Source organism: Ohtaekwangia kribbensis, assembly GCF_042676245.1.
Taxonomy (GTDB): Bacteria; Bacteroidota; Bacteroidia; order Cytophagales; family Cyclobacteriaceae; genus Ohtaekwangia; species Ohtaekwangia kribbensis.
The window spans coordinates 310,371-330,665 of sequence record NZ_JBHTKA010000004.1; the positions used below are offsets into that span (position 1 = coordinate 310,371).

General features: G+C 44.2%; 17 protein-coding genes. 7 read left to right on the plus strand and 10 right to left on the minus strand.

The genetic code is table 11. From position 1 onward, the window contains the following. Positions 1–60 precede the first annotated feature (60 nt). The 3 genes from floA to proS all read right to left on the minus strand — a co-directional run bounded on the left by floA (position 61) and on the right by proS (position 3,115). Positions 61–1,068, minus strand: a complete 1,008-nt coding sequence (floA, locus tag ACFQ21_RS14550; protein WP_377579983.1) for a flotillin-like protein FloA — start codon at positions 1,066–1,068, stop codon at positions 61–63. Positions 1,069–1,078: 10 nt separating this feature from the next. Beyond that, positions 1,079–1,552, minus strand: coding sequence for an NfeD family protein (locus tag ACFQ21_RS14555; protein WP_377579985.1), 474 nt, complete (start codon positions 1,550–1,552; stop codon positions 1,079–1,081). Between the two features lie 84 nt (positions 1,553–1,636). Then, positions 1,637–3,115 carry a proline--tRNA ligase gene (gene proS, locus ACFQ21_RS14560; RefSeq protein WP_377579986.1) on the minus strand — a complete coding sequence of 493 codons (1,479 nt, stop codon included), beginning with the start codon at positions 3,113–3,115 and terminating at the stop codon, positions 1,637–1,639. A 153-nt stretch (positions 3,116–3,268) separates the two neighbouring features. Between proS and ACFQ21_RS14565 the strand changes: the two genes are divergently transcribed. Together ACFQ21_RS14565 and ACFQ21_RS14570 are read left to right on the plus strand one after the other, a co-directional pair. Further along, the gene (locus tag ACFQ21_RS14565) at positions 3,269–4,393 is read left to right on the plus strand and encodes a coiled-coil domain-containing protein (RefSeq protein WP_377579987.1); all 1,125 of its coding nucleotides are present in this window, start codon (positions 3,269–3,271) and stop codon (positions 4,391–4,393) included. A gap of 26 nt (positions 4,394–4,419) precedes the next feature. After that, positions 4,420–5,928, plus strand: coding sequence for an OmpP1/FadL family transporter (locus ACFQ21_RS14570; protein ID WP_377579988.1), 1,509 nt, complete (start codon positions 4,420–4,422; stop codon positions 5,926–5,928). On the opposite strand, the gene ACFQ21_RS14575 is transcribed toward ACFQ21_RS14570, so the two are convergent. From ACFQ21_RS14575 to ACFQ21_RS14585, 3 genes are all read right to left on the minus strand, one after another. Beyond that, a complete protein-coding gene (locus tag ACFQ21_RS14575; protein WP_377579989.1) occupies positions 5,918–6,418 on the minus strand; it encodes a shikimate kinase in 501 nt (166 codons plus the stop codon). The two genes, ACFQ21_RS14570 and ACFQ21_RS14575, sit on opposite strands and share 11 nt — an antisense overlap. Positions 6,419–6,544: 126 nt before the next feature. After that, on the minus strand, positions 6,545–7,657 hold the full coding sequence (locus ACFQ21_RS14580; protein WP_377579990.1) for a BT_3928 family protein: 1,113 nt from the start codon (positions 7,655–7,657) through the stop codon (positions 6,545–6,547). Between the two features lie 78 nt (positions 7,658–7,735). Further along, the gene (locus ACFQ21_RS14585; RefSeq protein ID WP_377579991.1) at positions 7,736–8,284 is read right to left on the minus strand and encodes a DUF1599 domain-containing protein; all 549 of its coding nucleotides are present in this window, start codon (positions 8,282–8,284) and stop codon (positions 7,736–7,738) included. A gap of 37 nt (positions 8,285–8,321) precedes the next feature. Between ACFQ21_RS14585 and folP the strand changes: the two genes are divergently transcribed. The 4 genes from folP (at position 8,322) to ACFQ21_RS14605 (ending at position 13,969) form a co-directional block, all read left to right on the plus strand. Next, a complete protein-coding gene (gene folP / locus ACFQ21_RS14590) occupies positions 8,322–9,218 on the plus strand; it encodes a dihydropteroate synthase (protein WP_377579992.1) in 897 nt (298 codons plus the stop codon). Positions 9,219–9,293: 75 nt separating this feature from the next. After that, positions 9,294–10,166, plus strand: a complete 873-nt coding sequence (gene cdaA, locus ACFQ21_RS14595; RefSeq protein ID WP_377579994.1) for a diadenylate cyclase CdaA — start codon at positions 9,294–9,296, stop codon at positions 10,164–10,166. A gap of 37 nt (positions 10,167–10,203) precedes the next feature. Then, complete coding sequence (locus tag ACFQ21_RS14600; protein ID WP_377579995.1) at positions 10,204–13,422, plus strand: caspase family protein; 3,219 nt, start codon at positions 10,204–10,206, stop codon at positions 13,420–13,422. 94 nt (positions 13,423–13,516) lie between these two features. Next, positions 13,517–13,969, plus strand: coding sequence for a hypothetical protein (locus ACFQ21_RS14605; protein WP_377579996.1), 453 nt, complete (start codon positions 13,517–13,519; stop codon positions 13,967–13,969). Between the two features lie 111 nt (positions 13,970–14,080). On the opposite strand, the gene kbl is transcribed toward ACFQ21_RS14605, so the two are convergent. Further along, positions 14,081–15,277, minus strand: a complete 1,197-nt coding sequence (gene kbl / locus ACFQ21_RS14610) for a glycine C-acetyltransferase (RefSeq protein WP_377579997.1) — start codon at positions 15,275–15,277, stop codon at positions 14,081–14,083. Between the two features lie 2 nt (positions 15,278–15,279). Beyond that, a complete protein-coding gene (locus tag ACFQ21_RS14615) occupies positions 15,280–16,188 on the minus strand; it encodes a hypothetical protein (protein WP_377579998.1) in 909 nt (302 codons plus the stop codon). A 188-nt stretch (positions 16,189–16,376) separates the two neighbouring features. Between ACFQ21_RS14615 and ACFQ21_RS14620 the strand changes: the two genes are divergently transcribed. Then, a complete protein-coding gene (locus ACFQ21_RS14620; RefSeq protein ID WP_377580142.1) occupies positions 16,377–17,324 on the plus strand; it encodes an NAD-dependent epimerase/dehydratase family protein in 948 nt (315 codons plus the stop codon). 14 nt (positions 17,325–17,338) lie between these two features. Here ACFQ21_RS14620 and ACFQ21_RS14625 read toward each other — a convergent pair whose 3' ends face one another. Both ACFQ21_RS14625 and ACFQ21_RS14630 read right to left on the minus strand, forming a co-directional pair. Continuing rightward, on the minus strand, positions 17,339–18,391 hold the full coding sequence (locus ACFQ21_RS14625) for a T9SS type A sorting domain-containing protein (RefSeq protein WP_377579999.1): 1,053 nt from the start codon (positions 18,389–18,391) through the stop codon (positions 17,339–17,341). A gap of 217 nt (positions 18,392–18,608) precedes the next feature. Further along, positions 18,609–20,285, minus strand: a complete 1,677-nt coding sequence (locus ACFQ21_RS14630) for a T9SS type A sorting domain-containing protein (protein WP_377580000.1) — start codon at positions 20,283–20,285, stop codon at positions 18,609–18,611. Positions 20,286–20,295: the final 10 nt, after the last annotated feature.

Genomic DNA, 20,295 nt, shown 5'->3' on the forward strand with positions numbered 1-20,295 from the left:
AAAATCCCCGGAATGAATACTCCGGGGATTTTGCATATATAGCTGTATTTAAATATATACTTAGTCTTTCTTCTGAGGGCCGGGGCCGGTTGATGGCTGGGTTCCTCCTTTACCGGTGCCCGATATAGCCTGACGCATTTCTGTATCAGCCTGTACGTTTTGCATTTTATAGTAATCCATTACCCCGAGATTACCCCTTACAAAAGCTTCCGCCATAGCTTTCGGAATTTCAGCTTCAGCTTCAATTACTTTTGCACGTGCTTCCTGTCCTTTTGCTTTCATTTCCTGTTCGAGGGCAACCGCCATCGCTCTGCGCTCTTCCGCTTTTGCTTCGGCAACTTTCAAGTCGGCAGTAGCCTGATCGATTTGAAGTTTAGCACCGATGTTAGCTCCAACATCAACGTCTGCTATATCAATGGAAAGAATTTCAAATGCAGTACCGGCATCCAGTCCGCGAGACAATACAAGTTTCGAAATTTTATCAGGACTCTCCAATACTTCTTTGTGTGATTTAGCCGAACCGATGGATGAAACGATACCTTCACCAACACGCGCAAGGATTGTATCCTCACCGGCACCACCCACCAACTGCGCTATGCTGGCACGAACCGTTACACGTGCAACAGCAATCAACTGTATACCATCGGCAGCAACGGCAGCAACTTTAGGCGTTGTAATCACTTTCGGATTTACCGAGATCTGTACAGCCTGAAATACATCACGACCTGCAAGATCAATAGCTGTAGCCTGTTTAAAACTCAAACTGATGTTTGCTTTATCGGCAGAGATCAATGCACGAATTACATTTGGTACATTACCCCCTGCGAGGTAGTGAGTTTCCAGTTCTGATGTTGTAAGCTGAAGACCTGCCTTGGTAGAAGTAATGAGTGATTCAACAATTACTCTTGGCGGCACCTTTCTGATGCGCATGAACACCAGTTCAAACAAACCAACTTTTACACCGGAGAAGAGCGCGGTGATCCATAGGTTTACCGGAACGAAGTAGAGGAAAATAAAGAACAGGATGATCCCGCCAAAAACCATAATGAGTAAAGCAGCTGCTTCCATAAGGGTATATTTATTGATTAATAGGTTCTACAACAATTTGATTAGAGTATATCTGTGTGATCTTTACAGGTTGTCCCTGCTCGATATAGCTTCCCAACGTTTTTACTTCAAATATCCGGTTACGGAACTCTGCTTTGCCAATAGGTCTTAGCGTAGATACGGTTACACCTTCATCTCCAATATGAAGATCGCTTAATAAGCCTTCATTAACCTTACCATCGTTTGATGATTTGAGCGAGAATTTAGTCCACGCTCCCGTTCGAAAGCTATAAAACAAAGCGACCAGTGTTGCCACAAGCGTGCCCATGAGTACATAAAAGCCAACGTCACTACCGAAGTGATTATAGCTGATGATAACAGCGGTGCCGGTAAATATCAGCCCTAACAAACCAACCACGGTTGTGCCCGGTATAAATACCAGTTCTACGATAACAAGGCCAAGCCCTATTACCAAAAGCGCAAGTATAATAATCCACATGAGCATAACCGGGAAAGTATAGACATCTATATGCTAATGTGCGGATTATTCAGCAACAATCCGCACATCCAGGCATCTGTATTTTTTAAATCAATACGCGCGGGCAAACAATACGCGTTTAGAAGAAGGTTTACCGGAATACATGCACGTTCCTGCTTCTTCTTTTGCATCTAAGGGAATACAACGTATCGTTGCTTTTGTTTCTTCCTTGATCGCTGCTTCGGTTTCCTGGGTACCGTCCCAATGTGCAGAAATGAAACCGCCTTTTTCTTCAAGCACTTTCTTGAACTCTTCGTATGTTTCTACTTTCGTAGTAACACTGGTTCTGAATGAAAGCGCGCGTTGGTAAATATTGTTTTGAATATCATCCAGCAGCTTTGGTATTTCTATAGCAACCTGGTCGAGCTTCATTACCTGCTTCTCTTTGGTATCTCTGCGCGCTACTTCTACCGTTCCGTTTTCCATATCACGCGGACCGATCGCCAGGCGCACCGGTACACCTTTCAATTCCCACTCAGCAAACTTGAAGCCTGGCTTGTGTGTATCACGGTTGTCGAATTTCACACTATATCCCTGCTTGCGAAGAGCTATTGAGATCTCCTGAACTTTATCTGATATTTTATTCAGTTCGTCTTCGGTCTTGAAGATCGGCACAATCACTACATGTATAGGAGCAAGTTTCGGAGGCAGTACAAGTCCGTCATCATCCGAGTGTGCCATGATGAGTGCACCCATCAAACGTGTACTCACACCCCATGAAGTTCCCCATACATAATCCAGTTTACCTTCGCGGCTTGTGAACTGTACATTAAATGCTTTCGCAAAATTTTGTCCGAGGAAGTGCGATGTACCTGCCTGCAGTGCTTTACCATCCTGCATCATTGCTTCGATGCAATAGGTGTCCACAGCTCCCGGAAATTTTTCACCTTCTGATTTTCTTCCCTTCACTACCGGTAACGCCAAAAAGTTTTCAGCGAAGTCTGCATATACATCCAGCATCTGCACAGTTTCTTTTACAGCTTCGTCGGCTGTCGCGTGTGCAGTGTGACCTTCCTGCCATAAGAATTCAGCCGTGCGTAGGAACAAGCGCGTGCGCATCTCCCAGCGTACAACGTTCGCCCACTGGTTAACAAGTATAGGAAGATCGCGATATGATTGAATCCATTTTTTATAGGTGCTCCAGATGATCGCCTCGCTGGTAGGGCGCACCACTAACTCTTCTTCGAGCTGTGCATCCGGATCCACAATCAACTTTCCTTTATTCTGCGGATCACTCTTCAGGCGGTAGTGCGTAACAATGGCACACTCCTTCGCGAAGCCTTCAGCATTTTGCTCCTCTGCTTCAAACAAACTCTTGGGCACGAACAGCGGGAAGTAAGCATTGGTGTGACCGGTGTCCTTGAACATCTTGTCAAGAGCTTGCTGCATCTTTTCCCATATGGAATAGCCATAGGGTTTAATCACCATACAGCCGCGCACGTCTGAGTGCTCGGCCAGATCCGCCTTCTTCACTAATTCATTGTACCACAAGGAATAATCTTCGTTTCGGCTTGGGAGTTCTTTCGCCATGCTGGTATAATTATTGTTTAAAATTCTATCGAACGGCAAATATAAATTTTACCGGGTTAAATACTGGCTAATTTTTGTAGCTTTATCAACACAAATCCGAACGGTTTGCCGTTAAATGATTGTTAGGATTAGAGATTCAACCCATAAGGCACTATGAAAACCAGGATAATATTAAGTTTAGCACTCATAGCCTTCTCTGTTACTGCAACTTTGGCGCAGAGCGAAGGTGACGATATGTACTTTAACAGCAAGGACCGCGCGAAGCTTCGTGAACAAAAGGCCGCTGAGCAGCAGGCTTATGCCGTCAGCGTAAAAAAGACGAAGAAGATGGAGGAGGTTTCGGTGGAAGATGAAACAAACATCAACCCTACTGACAGTTATTCTGCACGCAATGTGAACCCGGAATATGCTGCACGCTCCAACGCTGAAACTGCTCAGGTAGATAACCAGGATTATTTTCTGAATGACTATCAATACCAGACTTCCAGCAACCTGAATAACTGGAATAATAATTTCAACTCCTGGTATTCCAACCCTTGGTACAACTCGGCATACTTCGGTTCGGGTATCAATAACTGGAACACACCTTACTATGGCTACAACAGTGCATACTATAGCCCATGGTATGATCCATACTGGAATTACAACGGTTGGTCTACTTCTTTCAGCTACTACTGGGGTAACTCCTGGAACTACGGCTGGGGCGGAGGCTATAACTACTGGAACAGACCATACTGCGGAGGCGGCTGGTCATCTGCATGGGGTCCTTCATGGTCTTACGGAGGCTGGTATGGATATCCGTCAACCATCGTAGTAGTTAACAACGGTGAGGTTAATGGCCGGCCGGTAAGTTATGGTAAACGCGGAACCAGAGGCAGCAGCGTAGTAACAACCGAGCGTTATAATACTTCACGTACTCGCTCTACAGCTGTAACAACACAACGTTCTACCAGCACAACGGGTGGTACCAATGGTCGCATGACAACAACAACACGTCCGACCTTGTCTAACAACAGCAACGATGCTTACTACGACAGACAGTGGAGAAGCAGAAGCACGACAAATACTTCAGGGAATACACAAAGTACACCATCCAGATCATGGTCTACTGATAATAACAATAGCTGGAGCAATCCAACCCGAAGCAATGACAACGGTGGACGTTCCAACAATTCCTATACTCCATCAAGAAGCAATTCATCTTTTGATGGTGGTAGCAGAAGTACTGGCTCAGGAGGTTCATCATCCGGTGGATCACGCGGCAGAACCAGAAACTGATTTATAACAACTGAAATTCATTTTTTGTGATGAGAATTTTTTTTGGGGCAACCCTGAGTGTTATACTATTGTCCGTAAATTTTTTGTGGGCACAGAGCTACTCGGAATCCGCTTTACTTTTCAGCAGAACTCAACCGGCAGGAAGCGCGCGCATATTAGGACTGGGCGGAACGCAAACAGCATTGGGTGGAGACTATAGCTCGGCACTGTCCAATCCGGCCGGACTGGGTATGTATAACCGTTCAGAGTTTACATTCTCTCCTGCACTTTCGTTCTATGATACAAAGTCCGAATTTAACGGTACGTCTACAGACGAAAGTACATCCAAGTTTAATATACCGGGAATCAGCTACGTGATGCACATGGGACGTGACGATGACGAGCGCAGCTTTCGTGGAGGTTCGCTGGGTATAAGCTTTTCGCGTATCAACGACTTTAACCGCTCTACTATATATAGGGGTCGTAACACGACAAACTCGATCGTGGATTATTTCATGGAGCAGGCGAACGGTGATACACCAAGTCAGTTTGATAGTTACCAGTACAACACGCCTACGGGGCTCGCATTCTATAATTACCTGATCGGCCCGCAGTCGATAACCGACCCAAACAATCCGGATGATCAATATTTTACAGACGCTCCGGTAGAATCGGATCAACAGGAAGAGATTATCACCAAAGGAACTTCGTACCAATGGAATTTCTCCTATGGTGCAAACATTGAAGATAAGTTTTTCTTTGGAGGCGGATTGGGTATATCTACACTTCGCTATAAATCGCAGAAGACGTTCAGTGAGTCGTATCTCGATACGGACATCATCGAAAGCATGCAGCTTAATGAAAACCTGAGTGTGCGTGGATCGGGTGTTAATGTTACCCTTGGTGCTATTGTGCGGCCGGTAGATTTTATACAGATTGGTGCATCGTTTACGTCACCTACATATTACCAGATCACGGAGAACTACGATGCTTCGATGAGCACAAGCTGGAACAATTATGATTACTGGGATGGAAGCCAGAATGTAACCCTGAATGACGAATCAGCATCAACCGACATTGTTACATCTGAATATAACCTCACCACACCATTAAAGATAAGTGCAGGTATAGCGTTCATATCGAAATATGGTTTTATAACAGCAGATATCGAAAGAACAAATCCGGCCAAGGCACGCTATAGCTCGGATATAAGTGGTATATCTTTTTCATCTGAAAATGATGAGATCAAGTCGCTCTACCGAGCTACGAATAATTACCGTATAGGAGCTGAGTTCCGTTATGAAATTTTCCGCCTGCGTGCCGGCTATAATATTCAGAGCAGCAGTTTTGAGAACGAAGACCTTGATAACAAAATCACCACGATAAGTGGTGGTGTGGGGGTGCGCCTGAAAAAATTCTATGCAGACTTTGCACTGATCAATCGTTCATTCGACAACTTCTATAGTCCATATACTTTAAACGATGGATCTGAGCCTGTTGTGAAGATGGAGAACAAAACGCTTACTTCGATGCTTACGTTCGGGTTTACTTTCTAAGCTGTATAGCTTCCAATAATTTCCGAACGGAAGGCTGATGCAATGATACATGCGCCTGCTGATAAACCGGCAGGCGTTTTTTATATAGCTCCGCGAGCCGATCTTCTTTTTCCTTCAAATCATTGGCGTGCAGCAAAGGTCTGTCTTTATTCAGCGACACACGCTTCAATAACTCAGCAACCGATACATCGATGTATATACTTAGCCCTGACTGCCTGATAACATCTATACCTTCATAAAAACAGGGAGCACCGCCACCGGTAGCCATCACAAAACTCTTTTCAGACGCTGCCCACTCGCGCAATACTTCTGCTTCTATCCGGCGGAAGTAATCCTCACCGTTCTGTGCAAATATATCTTTAACCGCCTTGCCTTCGCGATTTTCAATTTCCTTATCCTGATCAACAAACGGTATACCCAATTCAGCAGCCAGCGGCCGACCGAGTGTAGATTTACCAGAGCCTGGCATTCCGATGAGGTATATTTTCATTCCTTAATTATAAAATTGGAAGATTGGAAAATTGTAAAATTTAAAAATTGAAATATTAGGATTCTCTAATTACAAAGATTGGTGATGGCAAAAACGTAAAGCCCCAATCTTTCAATTTTATAATTTCTAATCTTTCAATCTCTCCAGCACTTCAGCGGCCTCCGGTGTATCATTATGGTGCCACATGCCTTTCACCGTGCCGTCTTTCCAGAGAGTTATGCCAGGGTTGGAGCGTACTATTGTTTTCAGTACGGTTGCATCTACAAAGTAGTATGGAATGGCCAGTTGATACTCATGCCTGAATATTTCGAACTGCTCCGAACTTGATGCTGTAAAGGCCATCATCTCTACTTTACCATCCAGGTTTTTGGTTAGCTTACGGATCTTGTCCATATTTTCTCCGGATGCTTTGGTGGCATCGTATACTATAAAGAGTAGTTTATTTCCCTGAAATGTATTCTCGGTAACATCTTCGCCTTCCACACTGCTTACGGAGTAATCAGTGATCTTTGCTTTGGTTTTATCTTCATTCGTCTGGCGAACGCTTATGTATTTATAGACCAATGTATCCGTCAGGTATTTTTCGGAGTGTACTTCTTCACCATTGTCTTTACGCTGAAATACATATTCAAACACAGGCTGTTCCTGTGGCTGCATCTGTTCCTTTATGTTGTTACCGATTTTATACGGACGAAAATCAATGAACGGCAGATGTTGTATAGCATATATACCCAAGCCTATGCACACCAGTGTTGAGACTATAATTACGGCATGCCCTTCGCGCGTGCGCAGCACCGGTTGATATTTATCGCGATACCAGAATATATGCAGAATAAATACAATAAGAATGACATCTTTGGTAAACGACTCCCACGGAGTAAGTTTTATAGCATCGCCAAAGCAACCACAATCCGTTACTTTATTGAAATATGCAGAGTAAAACGTGAGGAACGTAAAGAAGATGATCAACGCCAGGAGTATAATCGAAGTAATCCGTACTCTATAGTTAATAAGCAATGCTATACCCAGCACTACTTCCAGCACAATCAGTATAAAACCAATCTCCAGTGCATACGGTTTGAAGAACATAAAGAATGAGCCAAAATCTTCCGCGAATACCTCGAAGTATTCCTCCATCTTTATTTCCGTCCCGATCGGATCGTTGAGTTTGATCAGACCTGAAAAAATAAACAGCGCGCCAACAAAAAATCTTGAAAATTGATCGATGATCTTCCTCATGTCCTGATAGTTTTTATTCCGTCTTTACACCTGATAGTAACGGACTCTATATTTTTTTAATTCGCGACTATAGTAAATCTATGCGGCAGCCTCCGACAGTTTGATCAGTGCAAACACCGAATAGTTAATCATATCCTGGTAGTTCGCTTTCACACCTTCACTTACCAGTGTTTTACCCTGGTTGTCTTCGATCTGTTTTACACGCAACAACTTCATCAGGATAATATCCGTGATCGAAGTAACACGCATCTCGCGCCAGGCTTCACCATAATCATGATTTTTATTCTGAAGCAGGTCGAACGTTTCCGTGGCAGCTTCATCGTATAGCGGCTCCAGCGTTTCAAACTTTACATCCATAGCCGAAGATCCTTCGAGCCTGATCTGTATCAGCGCAATGATGCAGTAGTTGATGATACCGACAAACTCATCCTTAATCGGGTCGTTTACTTTCTGCACGCCTTTCTCCTGGATGCTGCGGATGCGCTGCGCCTTGATATAGATCTGATCCGTAATGGATGGCAGCCGTAAAATTCTCCAGGCAGTGCCATAGTCACGAGTCTTCTTTTCAAACAGTGATTTGCAGGTAGCAATTACTGCTTTGTATTCCTGCGATGTTTTTTCGATCAAGGGTATAATACTTTAGGCCGCAAACTTCTTAATTTGAATGACAATTCCATCAATGACGGGCATGAAATCCAGTTTCGAAAATAATTTTTTTTCAACAAACAAAACACTGAACCTCAACGGAAGGCTTGTAGACCTGCGTACGCCCCGGATTATGGGGATATTAAATGTTACTCCCGACAGCTTTTACGATGGGAATCGCTACACTTCGGAGGCAGACATACTGAAACAAGTTGAAAAAATGTTGTCGGATGGCGCCATGTTTATTGATGTGGGCGGCTATTCCACACGACCGGGTGCCGAAGAAATCTCAGCAGAAGAAGAACAGAAAAGAGTGCTGAAGGCTGTGAAAAATATTTCTCATGAGTTTCCTGACGCTTTTATATCTGTAGATACATTTCGAAGCGAGGTTGTTCGCGCAGCGGTAGATGCAGGCGCACACCTTGTAAATGATGTCTCAGGCGGCTCGTTGGATGACGCCATGTTCAAAACCGTTGCCGAACTAAAAGTGCCCTATATATTGATGCACATGCGCGGCACACCACAGACCATGAACAAGCTTACGGTATATGAGAACCTGCTGAAAGACATCATGGACTTCTTTCATGAGAAAATATTTACCCTGCAGCAGCTGGGCGCGAAAGATATTATTGTTGATCCGGGATTTGGTTTTGCTAAAACCGTTGAACAGAATTTTGAGTTATTGAGTAAGCTCGATCATTTTAACATACTGGGTAAACCTGTACTGGCAGGGCTCTCGCGGAAGTCAATGATCTGGCGCACACTGGATATAACTCCGGAAGAAGCGCTGAATGGGACAACATCACTTAACACCGTAGCATTACTGAAGGGTGCTTCACTGCTGCGTGTACACGATGTAAAGCAAGCTGCAGAAGCTATTAAACTCATTGAAAAAATTTCAACCGGTCATAACTGATAAACGGTTCGCTCACCGGCTAAAAGTCATGAACCGGTAGGGAGGCCACTTAGTTTTATTTACTTTTGTTATAGCATGATTTTTCTTTTCAAAATAGGTTTTCTGGAGGTAAGCTGGGTTGATCTAATTGATATAGCACTGGTTAGTGTTCTGTTGTATCAAATCTACAAACTCATTCGGGGCAGTATTGCCGTGAATATATTTCTGGGTATACTGGCGCTATACCTGGTATACCTGATTGTGCGCGCAGCACAGATGGAATTACTCTCCACCATCCTCGGGCAGTTTATGGGTGTTGGTGTACTCGCCATGATCATTCTCTTTCAACCGGAGATACGCAAGTTTCTACTTGTAATTGGTCGCGGTACAGAATTTCGGGAAAACATTTTCAAGACAATCTCCAACTGGCGTCATCAGTATCACGATGACTTTGATATACTCCAGGTGATTGAAGCTGTGAAAACACTGAAGGCCACCAAGACCGGAGCACTGGTTGTTTTCTCGCGCGATACCGAATTAAAGTTCTACGCACAAACAGGTGATGCGCTCGACTCACAGGTAAACAAGCGCCTGCTCATTTCTATCTTCAATAAAAATTCTCCCTTGCACGATGGTGCCGTTATTATACACAAGGGGCGTATACGGGCTGCACGTTGTGTGTTACCGGTAAGTGAGAATGATCACCTCCCCCCTAATTTTGGTTTGCGTCACCGTGCCGCAGTCGGCATGTCTGAAAGTACTGATACATTGGTGCTTGCTATATCTGAAGAAACCGGAAGACTTATACTGGCTCGTAACGGAAAATACCTACGCGCACTCAAGCTCAAGCAAGTGGAGCAACGTATACTCGCCTACCTTCGGAATGATGAACCTATGAACTGGGAAGAGTTCAAAGAAAAAGAAGAGGAAGAACAGGAGTCTGCAGAAACATCAGAAGCAAAAGCATAAAACTTATTACCTTCATGCCTTCTAATAGTGCACAGGCATGAGATTGACAGCAACCTACCTCCTCGTATTCACATCATTCTTTTCATTTTCCCAATCACTCGAAACGGTTGTCCAGAAAGGACATGAGCTCGCAGTCATTGCCGTAGCAACGAGTCCTGACAGTAATTATGTAGCTACCGCGAGTAAAGATAAATCTGCCAAGCTCTGGGAGATTTCTACAGGCCGGGAAATACGAAGCTTTCTGGGACACGAGGCAAGTGTGAGCAGTCTCGAGTTCTCACGCGATGGAAAAATTCTTGTTACCGGCAGCTACGATAAAACAGTACGCCTATGGGACGTGATGACAGGCAAAGAATTATATAGTATCGCTACGCCAGACTATATCACGGATATAGCGATAGACCCGCTGATGCGTTTCTTTGTACATGCCGGCTATAACGACTCCGGCCGGGGCGATACAGCCGTGGTATACGATTTTAAATCGCGCAAGCCAATTGCCAAACTGGCTGTTGATCCTGACAAAGGACTTGGAAGCGGTGTAGATATAGCGATCAGTGCCGATGGTAAATGGATTGCCTTCGGACAAGACAATCGTAAAGCCAGTATATATGATGTAAACACGTGGACACTGACAAAGGAATTGATGGAGGAAGGCTTTTGTGGCGGATGCGGAACACGTATTGCCTTTAGTAGCGACAGTAAGACATTTTACGCCATTCCACACAATGGCAATGGTAAAGCCTATAGTATACCTGCCTTTACGGTTACACGCGAGTATTCGAAAAACGAAGAGGACTTAACCGGTATAGCAATAAGTCCTGACGGGAAGAAGCTGGCACGCGCTACGGAAAAAGACCTCACTGTTTTTGATGACGCAGGCAACGTAGTGGCTACGCTCGTAGCAGAAGAGGAGTTTCATGAAATTACATTCAGCCACGATGGTAAACATGTATTGGTTTCATGCGATAACAACACGGCCTTCGGCTGGGACTGGAAGAATAAAAAGAAAGATATAGAGTTAACGGGTTTTCTGAACGTGCGTGATAAAGGAGGATTGAACTACGATCCTAATTTCTACTGGCAATCTAACATTGCCAAGTTTGTACGCTTTAAAAACTCACTGTTAATCTCGAATGATGGCAAGACACTGATCAAAGGTAAATTCGGAACGAAAGTAAAACGCTGGGATATAGCTACCGGTAAAGCGGTGATGGAATATGTAGGGCACAAGAAAGGAGTATTGTGCTACGATCTTTCGCGTGATGGCCGCAGGCTTCTTACCGGTGGTGGCGATGGCAAGATTATGCTGTGGGATCTACAAACCGGAGATTCGCTCCAGGTAATGGAAAGTTATCGCGAACCGATCTTCGATATACATTTTAGCAGCGATGAAAAACAGATAGCCTCCAGCAGCTGGGATGGAACGATGAAAATTCACGATCTCGCCGATGGCAAAATGACTACATACTTCGACCTGGATAATTACTCTGCCTATAACATTCTGTTTCATCCGTCAGACCTATATATCATCTCGGCACGACTCAACAACACATTGCAGATGTGGGAGATTGATACCCGTAAAGAAGTACGGAATTTTGTAGGTCACACCGATGTGATTTCTTCGATCCGGTTAAGCAACGATCAGAAAACACTAATGAGTGCCAGCTGGGACGGCAGCATTCGCCTGTGGGATATAGGCACCGGATTGATGACTAAAAAACTGAAAGGACACCGCGGTGCGATACATACAGCGATCTATAGTGCTGATGGCAAACAGATATACTCTGCCGGAGCCGATCGTGTGATTCGCGTGTGGGATATTGCCTCCTCACAAGTTGTTCGAACACTGGATGGACACAAAGCCGAAGTAACAGCGTTACTGTTTAGTCCTGACAACAAAATGCTCATCAGTCACAGTGTAGATGGTGTAACGAAGTTTTGGGACTTAAGTACCGGCAAAGAATTCTTTGAACATATTCACTTGGGGGAAAAAGACTGGATGGTGAAAAATCCGGATGGTTATTTTAATGGAACGGACGAAGCTCGAAAGTATATACATTTTGTAAACGGACTGAAGAGTTATTCGGTAGATCAGTTCTTCCACGACTTCTATCGTCCTGATCTGCTTCCTAAAATTTTTCATAACCGCGGAGGCGAAGAGAAAAAAGGCGTACAGGGTAAATTAAACAACTCGCCTCCTCCTACTGTAAAAGTTGCCGTGCTGCCAACCGGTCAAGGTAAAGCTGAACTCTTTGTAAGGATAACGGACAATGGTGCCGGTGTTGAAAAGTTACGACTGCTCCACAATGGAAAAAGCATCGTCATCAATCGCGAAGACTTGAAACTTCCTTCATCAAAAGGACAAACAACTACTTATAAACAAGTTATCGAACTGGTGGGTGGCACCAATACATTTTCAGCGGTGGCGAGTAACAAAGACAATGTAGAGTCCGATCAACACACCGCTGAAATATTTTCTGAACATCCTTCGCGCAGTAGTACCTGTCATATTCTGGCAGTGGGTATAAACCAGTATAAAAACAGCAAGCTGAACCTGAACTACGCCAAGCCCGATGCGGAGTCGTTCAGTAAAACACTGGACGAGAAAAGTGCACAGCTCTTCAAGAACATCGAGCTTCATACACTTTACGACAACAACGCTACACGCCAGCAGATACTCAGCAAACTTGATGAGCTCAGCAACAATATTCATCCGGAAGACGTGTTTATCTTTTACTATGCAGGTCATGGCAGCATGGTAGACGACAAGTTCTATTTTATACCGACTGAAAATCTGCGGCTGTACGATCCGTCTTCGTTACAAAAAGAAGCGATCGAAGCGAGCGTGTTACAAGAGAAACTGAAACACATTAAAGCATTGAAGCAACTTATTGTAATGGATGCGTGTCAATCAGGAGGGTCCGTAGAGTTGCTGGCTACACGTGGTGCGAGCGAAGAGAAAGCGATTGCACAGCTCTCGCGCAGTGCCGGTATACATGTGATGGCGTCTGCCGGGAGCGAACAGTTTGCTACCGAGTTTACGCAACTCGGGCACGGACTTTTTACATACGTGCTGCTCAAAGCGCTGCAAGGTGATGCTGATGGCGCACCGAAAGATGGCAAGGTTACCATCTATGAATTGAAGTCATACATTGACGACCAGGTGCCGGAGATGACGCGCCAGTTAAAAGGTAAACCGCAGTATCCGTATACCTTTAGCAGAGGTCAGGACTTTCCGGTGGTGATTGACCCCTAGAAAGTATATCTGAGAGGAAAGTTTCTTGTTAAGAAACTTTTACTTAAATTCTCTCGTAATTTTGAACGTGATGTTGATTAAATAAAGGATAACGATGGTAGAAGCTAGTCCCGTTAAATTTTACCTGGCCAAGTATTTCTTCATGGCGCTTGCCCTCATACAATGGATTGTAGGGGGAATAATTGTAATTAATTATGAGTTCAACGCGAAGAGCTTCTTCGTGTCGTTGATCTTCTTCACAATCGGGCTGATTTCTCTTTTTATTTTTTCGTTCATCACCGATCGCATCAGACGCGTAGCCGTTGGCAAAAATAAAATCGTAATACTGGAAGGTCATCGCAATGTACGCTTCGAGTGGCCCGAAGTTAAATCGCTGAAGATCGTTCCGTACCTCAATTTGTATAAGCTGAAAGTGAAAGGTAAAAAAGGAAGTATATACTTCTTCCCTTCTCAAAATATAGACCCTGCCTTTGGTCTCCTCAGTAAAGACACTTCCAAAATGGGCGAGATCGTAGAGAAACGCAAAAAAGAATTCGGCATAAAGTAAATAGCTACGAGCTTATAGCCATGAGCTATGAGTAGAATATAGGAAGAATGGTAATACACCGAGCTTCAGCCCGTAGCCAGAAGCCTATAAATCTCAAAGCTCACAGCTATTTTATTTCAGCACGCCAAGCTCTCTCCCCACTTCCGTAAACGCCTGTATAGCTTTGTCCAAATGGTGCTTGTCGTGGCCGGCTGAAATCTGAACACGGATGCGTGCCTGTCCTTTTGCTACCACCGGGTAAAAAAATCCGATTACATATATACCTTTCTCCAGCAAGCGGTCTGCAAACTTCTGCGCCAGCGGAGCTTCATATAGCATGATAGGCACAATAGGATGTTCGCCCGGTTTTATATCAAAACCTGCCTTCGTCATTTCTGCACGGAAGTATTTCGTATTCTGCTCCAGCTTGTCGCGCAAGGTTGTTGTTTCTGAAAGCATGTTGAACACTTCGATGGATGCACCAACGATAGAAGGTGCCAGCGTATTCGAGAAAAGATACGGGCGTGAACGCTGGCGTAACATTTCTATAATTTCTTTTCTGCCAGAAGTAAAACCTCCGGAAGCTCCACCCAACGCTTTGCCCAGTGTACCGGTAATGATATCAACACGGCCGGTAACACCTCTATATTCCGGTACACCTCTTCCGGTCTTTCCTATAAAACCAGAGGAGTGACATTCATCCGTCATTACAAGTGCTTCGTATCTATCAGCCAGGTCGCAGATCTTGTCAAGCTGAGCTATCGTTCCGTCCATAGAGAAAGCGCCATCCGTTACAATAACAATTTGTTTAGCCCCGGCCGCTTTTGCATCCTGCAGTTGTTTGTCAAGATCAGCCATGTCGTTATGCTTGTAACGATAGCGCATAGACTTGCAGAGACGAACACCATCGATGATCGAAGCATGGTTCAACTCATCTGAAATGATAGCATCTTCTGCACCGAACAACGGCTCGAACACACCACCATTGGCATCGAAAGCTGCCGCATATAGTATAGTATCTTCGGTACCTAAAAATTCTGAGATCTTCTGCTCGAGTTCCTTGTGTATATCTTGTGTACCGCAGATAAACCGAACAGACGACATACCAAAACCGTGCGTATCGATAGCGCGCTTGGCCGCATCAATTACCCGCGGGTGTGATGAAAGGCCGAGGTAATTGTTCGCACAAAAATTTACTACTTCCTTATTATCGTTTGTCTTGATATCGGCACCTTGTGGTGTGGTAATGATCCGTTCTCTTTTGAAAAGTCCTGCTTCACGAATATTCTGTAACTCCTTTTCTAAAACAGGTTGAATTTTTTTATACATGCTTAATCCGTTTTGGGTTTTGGGGGTTTAATTACCGGCCTGGGTATAGCAGGCTTGGCTGTCTTGGCAGGCGATGTCTCGTCTGTTGGTGTTGTGTTAGCGGGTGTGTTGTCGTGTAGGGGTTCCGTTGTCTGTTCCGGCCGTTTTTCAACTTCGGGTGCAGGCATTTTTGGTTTTATTACAGGCCGTGGTATAACAGGCTTTGCCATGGGCTTGCTAACCGGAGCTTGTTCGGTTTTTGGTTCTGTTGCTGATGCTTCTGCCGCCGGTGCATTTGTAACAGGAGCACTCTCATTATCTATACTTTGCTCTGCAGGCTTTGACTTTATGACCGGCCGCGGTATAACAGGTTTAGCCATCGGTTTACTAACCGGAGCCTGTTGTTCTGGTTTTGATTCTGTCGATGCTTCTGCAGCAGGTATATCTGTAACGGAGTGGCTCTCGCTATTTATACCTTGCTCGGCTACGGGCTTCGGTTTTATTACGGGCTTCGACATTACCGGTTTTACTGCAACAGGTTTTGCTGGTGCTGGTTGCATTTCAGCCGAAGCTGTTTCACCCGGGGTTGATGGCGCTGCTGTTGGAAGTTTAGGCTTCATCATCGGTCGCGGTACAACAGGCTTCGGTTTAGAGGGCTCCGTGTCCGTGCCTTGTGTCGGAGCTTCTATAGTCTTAGCCGGTGGGGCTGCCGGTAATTTTGTTTCCACCGACTTCAAAACCTCCGGCAATGCTTCTATAGCCTGGTGATATTTTCTCCGGATCGGATTGATCAGGTAAAGTTTCTGCGCCGTAAAACTGTTTGGATGAAGCTCTTCAAATTCTTTTCTCCACGCATCCCAAAGCACGGGCTCTGCTTTTTTGAAAGCAGCCGAGTCGATTTTTTTGGAAGATAAATACGCTTCAAAGTTCACGGTGCTAAGTTAATTAAGTTAATGTAAAACCATTCCTAACACAAGATAGGCGATTGCTAAATTTTGGTAATTTCGCCCGCGCTTTCACCAAAACTCCGGGTAGCTGTTTCACGCCAGCTCACCAATTAAGGAAGATGGAAGAAGTGTATAATAAACGCATCACTACTATATCTATTGATTTTTTAGCAATGAGTAAACAGCGAATTCTGGTCATTGGGGCTGGCGGACAATTAGGCTCTGAACTAACGCAAGGACTTTGGAACCTGCACGGTAAAGAGAATGTAATTGCTACTGATATTAAAGAAGCCCAGGGCATACTGGCCACGGGTAATTTTGAAATACTGGATGTGCTCAAGGAGAAAGAGTTTAACGAGTTTATCCGTAAAAATAATTTCACCCAGATCTACCACCTTGCTGCTGTACTTTCGGCTACCGGGGAAAAGAATCCGAAGCTCGCCTGGAATCTCAACATGAACAGTCTCATCCAGGTATTGGATGCTGCTGTTGAATATAAAATAGAAAAAGTTTACTGGCCCAGTTCCATCGCATCATTCGGGCCAACAACACCCAAGATTAAAACTCCGCAGGATACGATTATGGATCCAACCACCATCTATGGTATCAGTAAACAAGCGGGTGAGCGTTGGTGCGAATGGTACTATAAAAATCGTGGCCTCGATGTACGAAGCTTACGCTACCCGGGACTGATTGGCTACAAGACTAAACCCGGTGGCGGCACGACTGATTATGCTGTTGATATTTTCTTCAAAGCACTCACCGATAAAAAATACGAATGCTTCCTGAAGCCCGACACATACCTGCCGATGATGTACATGGACGATGCCGTAAAAGCTACACTCGATCTGATGGAAGCCCCGGCAGAAAAAATCAACGAACGTGCGAGCTATAATATATCAGCGATGAGTTTCTGCCCTTCAGAAATTGCTGCTGAAATTAAAAAGCATATACCTGAATTTGAGATCACCTATAATCCGGATTTCCGCCAGGCTATTGCAGACTCATGGCCACGCTCTATCAATGATTCGGCTGCGCGTATAGACTGGGGGTGGGAACCTGATTTTGATCTGACAAGGATGACGAAGGATATCATCACCAACCTGCCAGCACTGCTGTAACGTCTATTACTTTTTTACTTTACTACGATTGGAAGCACTTTTTGCTCGCGGGCAGACGAGAGTTTAACGAAATATATACCAGTTTCAATCGTAGCGGGCAATTGTATTTGCGTAGTGTTCGAAGAAATAACTTCCTGGTATAGATCTCGGCCTAGTCGGTCAACGAGTGAAAGATTTACCGGCAGCCCCATGTCATCTTGCAGTTCAAGCGTAAATATTCTGTCATTCGGATTAGGATAGAGTTTAATCGTATTGTCACTTGCGCTGGTATATACCATAATAACATCGGAATATTCAACCGAACCGTCAAGGTCTATATTCTTCAACCGATAATAGTTTTTTCCCTGCACAGGAGTGTGATCCGTATAGGTATAGGAAGCTGAAACATTAACATCACCTTTACCCGCTATAGCAGTGGCAATTGTGTTGAATGCAAGTGTCTCATCTGCACGTTCCATTTCAAAGTAATCAAAGTTCTCTTCGGTGGCTGTTGTCCAGTTTAACTGTATGCCGGCTGCCGTTTCTTTTCCTGTAAATGAAATCAATTTTACCGGCAGTGATGTCTGAGCACAGCTCACGATCTGATCCGGTATACCCGGACCGTTGATTTGTATAGCAAGGTTGTTGGAAAGGCAATTCAATGAGGCAGGCGTTGCTGCCGTACAGCTTGGTATATCCACATAATTATAGGCTATACTTCCGGTAACATTCACAAATGGATTTACTCCTGTTGTTATCGAACCCGTACCACCGTTGTTGGGTAAATCAAAAAACATGTCGGTGGTCGTAGATGAAGAAGTGTTACAACGCACTGTACCCTGCAAGGTATATAAACTGGCGGGTATATTTGAGCCAGAAAATGTAATGGTATAGTCTAGCGTAACATTATAGTTATATCCCCACGGACAATCCGTTGAGCTTACCACAATGGCAACAGGTGATACCGAGAGCGTAACGGAATAACCATCTGTTGAGACAATGGTACATTGAGCCGAAGAAGCACTTGCCGATAGAAGAGAGAACGCTACGAGTATAAAGCAAGCCAATTTTGCCGCAGGAACTTTCATGCGAAAGATGTTAAAACAGCAATTTACCGAAATACCTGCAAATAGGGTAAATTATTACTCATAAACCGGAAATAAAGTTAGCTATAGCACCAATAGCGGTAAAAAGTCAACAAATTATATCAAGTAGATTGAACGTTCCACCACCGAAATCGAAAGCGGACAAATAGAAAAAGAGAATCCTTTCAGATTCTCTTTTGTGTTTTAGAGAGGGAATTGCTTATCGTTTCAGAACCCGTACAGCCTTCTGTCCTTCAGAAGTGAAAAGTCTCACCAGGTATGTACCGGTTTTCATGTTAGCAGGTACATCAACTGTTGCCGTTGAAGTTTCAAGATTCGCCTGATATATGGTATTGCCAGCAGCGTCTACCAAGGTCATCTTTACTGGTATAGCAAACTCACCATTAAGTTCAACGGTAAATGAATTGTCTATGATAGTCGGATATACTCTTACATCCGCTTGTGGTGCTCCAGTGTTTTCAGCTACAATTACCCCGGTATATTCAAATGATCCATCTAAGTCTACAATCTTTAAGCGATAGTAATTTTTATCATTCAGTGGTGTATTATCCAGGTATGTATAGGATGTCACTACGTTTATTCCACCCGCGCTGTTTACTTTTCCAATTGCTTCGAAGTTAAGATCGCTACCGGCACGTTCAACCTGAAAGTACTCGAAATTCTTTTCTGTTGCTGTTGCCCAGCGTAGTTCTATACCACTGGTTGATACATCCTGTATCTTAAAGTATAGCAACGTTACGGGCAGTGGTGTTAAAGGACTTCCTGCTATAGCTGCAACCCAATCATAAAAAGGCCTGTCTTCCGCTTTCATAATGGCAACACTTTGTTTAGCCTGACCAGTTACAGAAGAGCCACCTCCGTTAAGTGTTACGCTTCCATCGCCATAGAATCCGTAAGGAACACCGTCATTGTTGTTAGCAATAACACTTCCTCCTCCATTGAAACCTATGTTGCCATTAACATATACCTGGCCGCCATCATTTATCGTGAAGAGCACGCCACCACCGTTGGCACTAACATTACCAAACACAGCAAGACGTCCGTTTCTGTTTATAGTCACATCACCGCTGGCCTGCGATATCAGGTTTTGTCTGATTACCATGTCGGCATAAGGGGGAGGGTTTACACTGGTACCTATAACAAGGTTTTCATTACTCTTAATTGTAACACTACCATCAACATAAGTTTGTCCGCCAGGATTAATATATAGTTTACCTGAAGAAGGAAAATCCATAGCACCCTTAACATTTAACATTCCACTGTTGGTTGTTACGGATGAGCCGGAACCTGTTGAGCTAAAATTTCCGTTAACCGTAATCGTACCGGTGCTCAGGTTATTAAGAACACCACCCTGCGATACATCATTGGATACGGTTAACGTACCACTATTATTCAATATAGCATCGCTGTTGTTGTTAATATTGAGTGTACCCACCGTAACATTTACTCCTGACGAGATCGTTACGGTACTGCTATAGTTAATATTTAACGATCCGGTAACTACAAGACTACCCGCAGTAAGGTTCAGGTCTGTATCATTTAAAGTAAGATCACCATAGATAACAATAGTACCTGCGGAGTTAAATGTATTTTGTGTGAGCGTAAGACTATTGGATGATGATGATGTACCACTGGTAAATGATTTACCGCTCACCAATGAGATCAGTGTAAATCCGCTGAGTGAATTTGTTGAGCTGGTAAGCGATACGTTACCATTAATGTTTACCGTGTTGGATGCCCAGTTCGCCGGAACTGATCCACCTACCCACGTACCCGTTGAGGCCCAGTTACCACCTGTTGTTGTGGTGTTGAACGTTGCCGCATAGATTGTATGCGTAACGAACAGAAGTAAAAGCAATCCCCATCTCTTATTCATAAAAAAAACT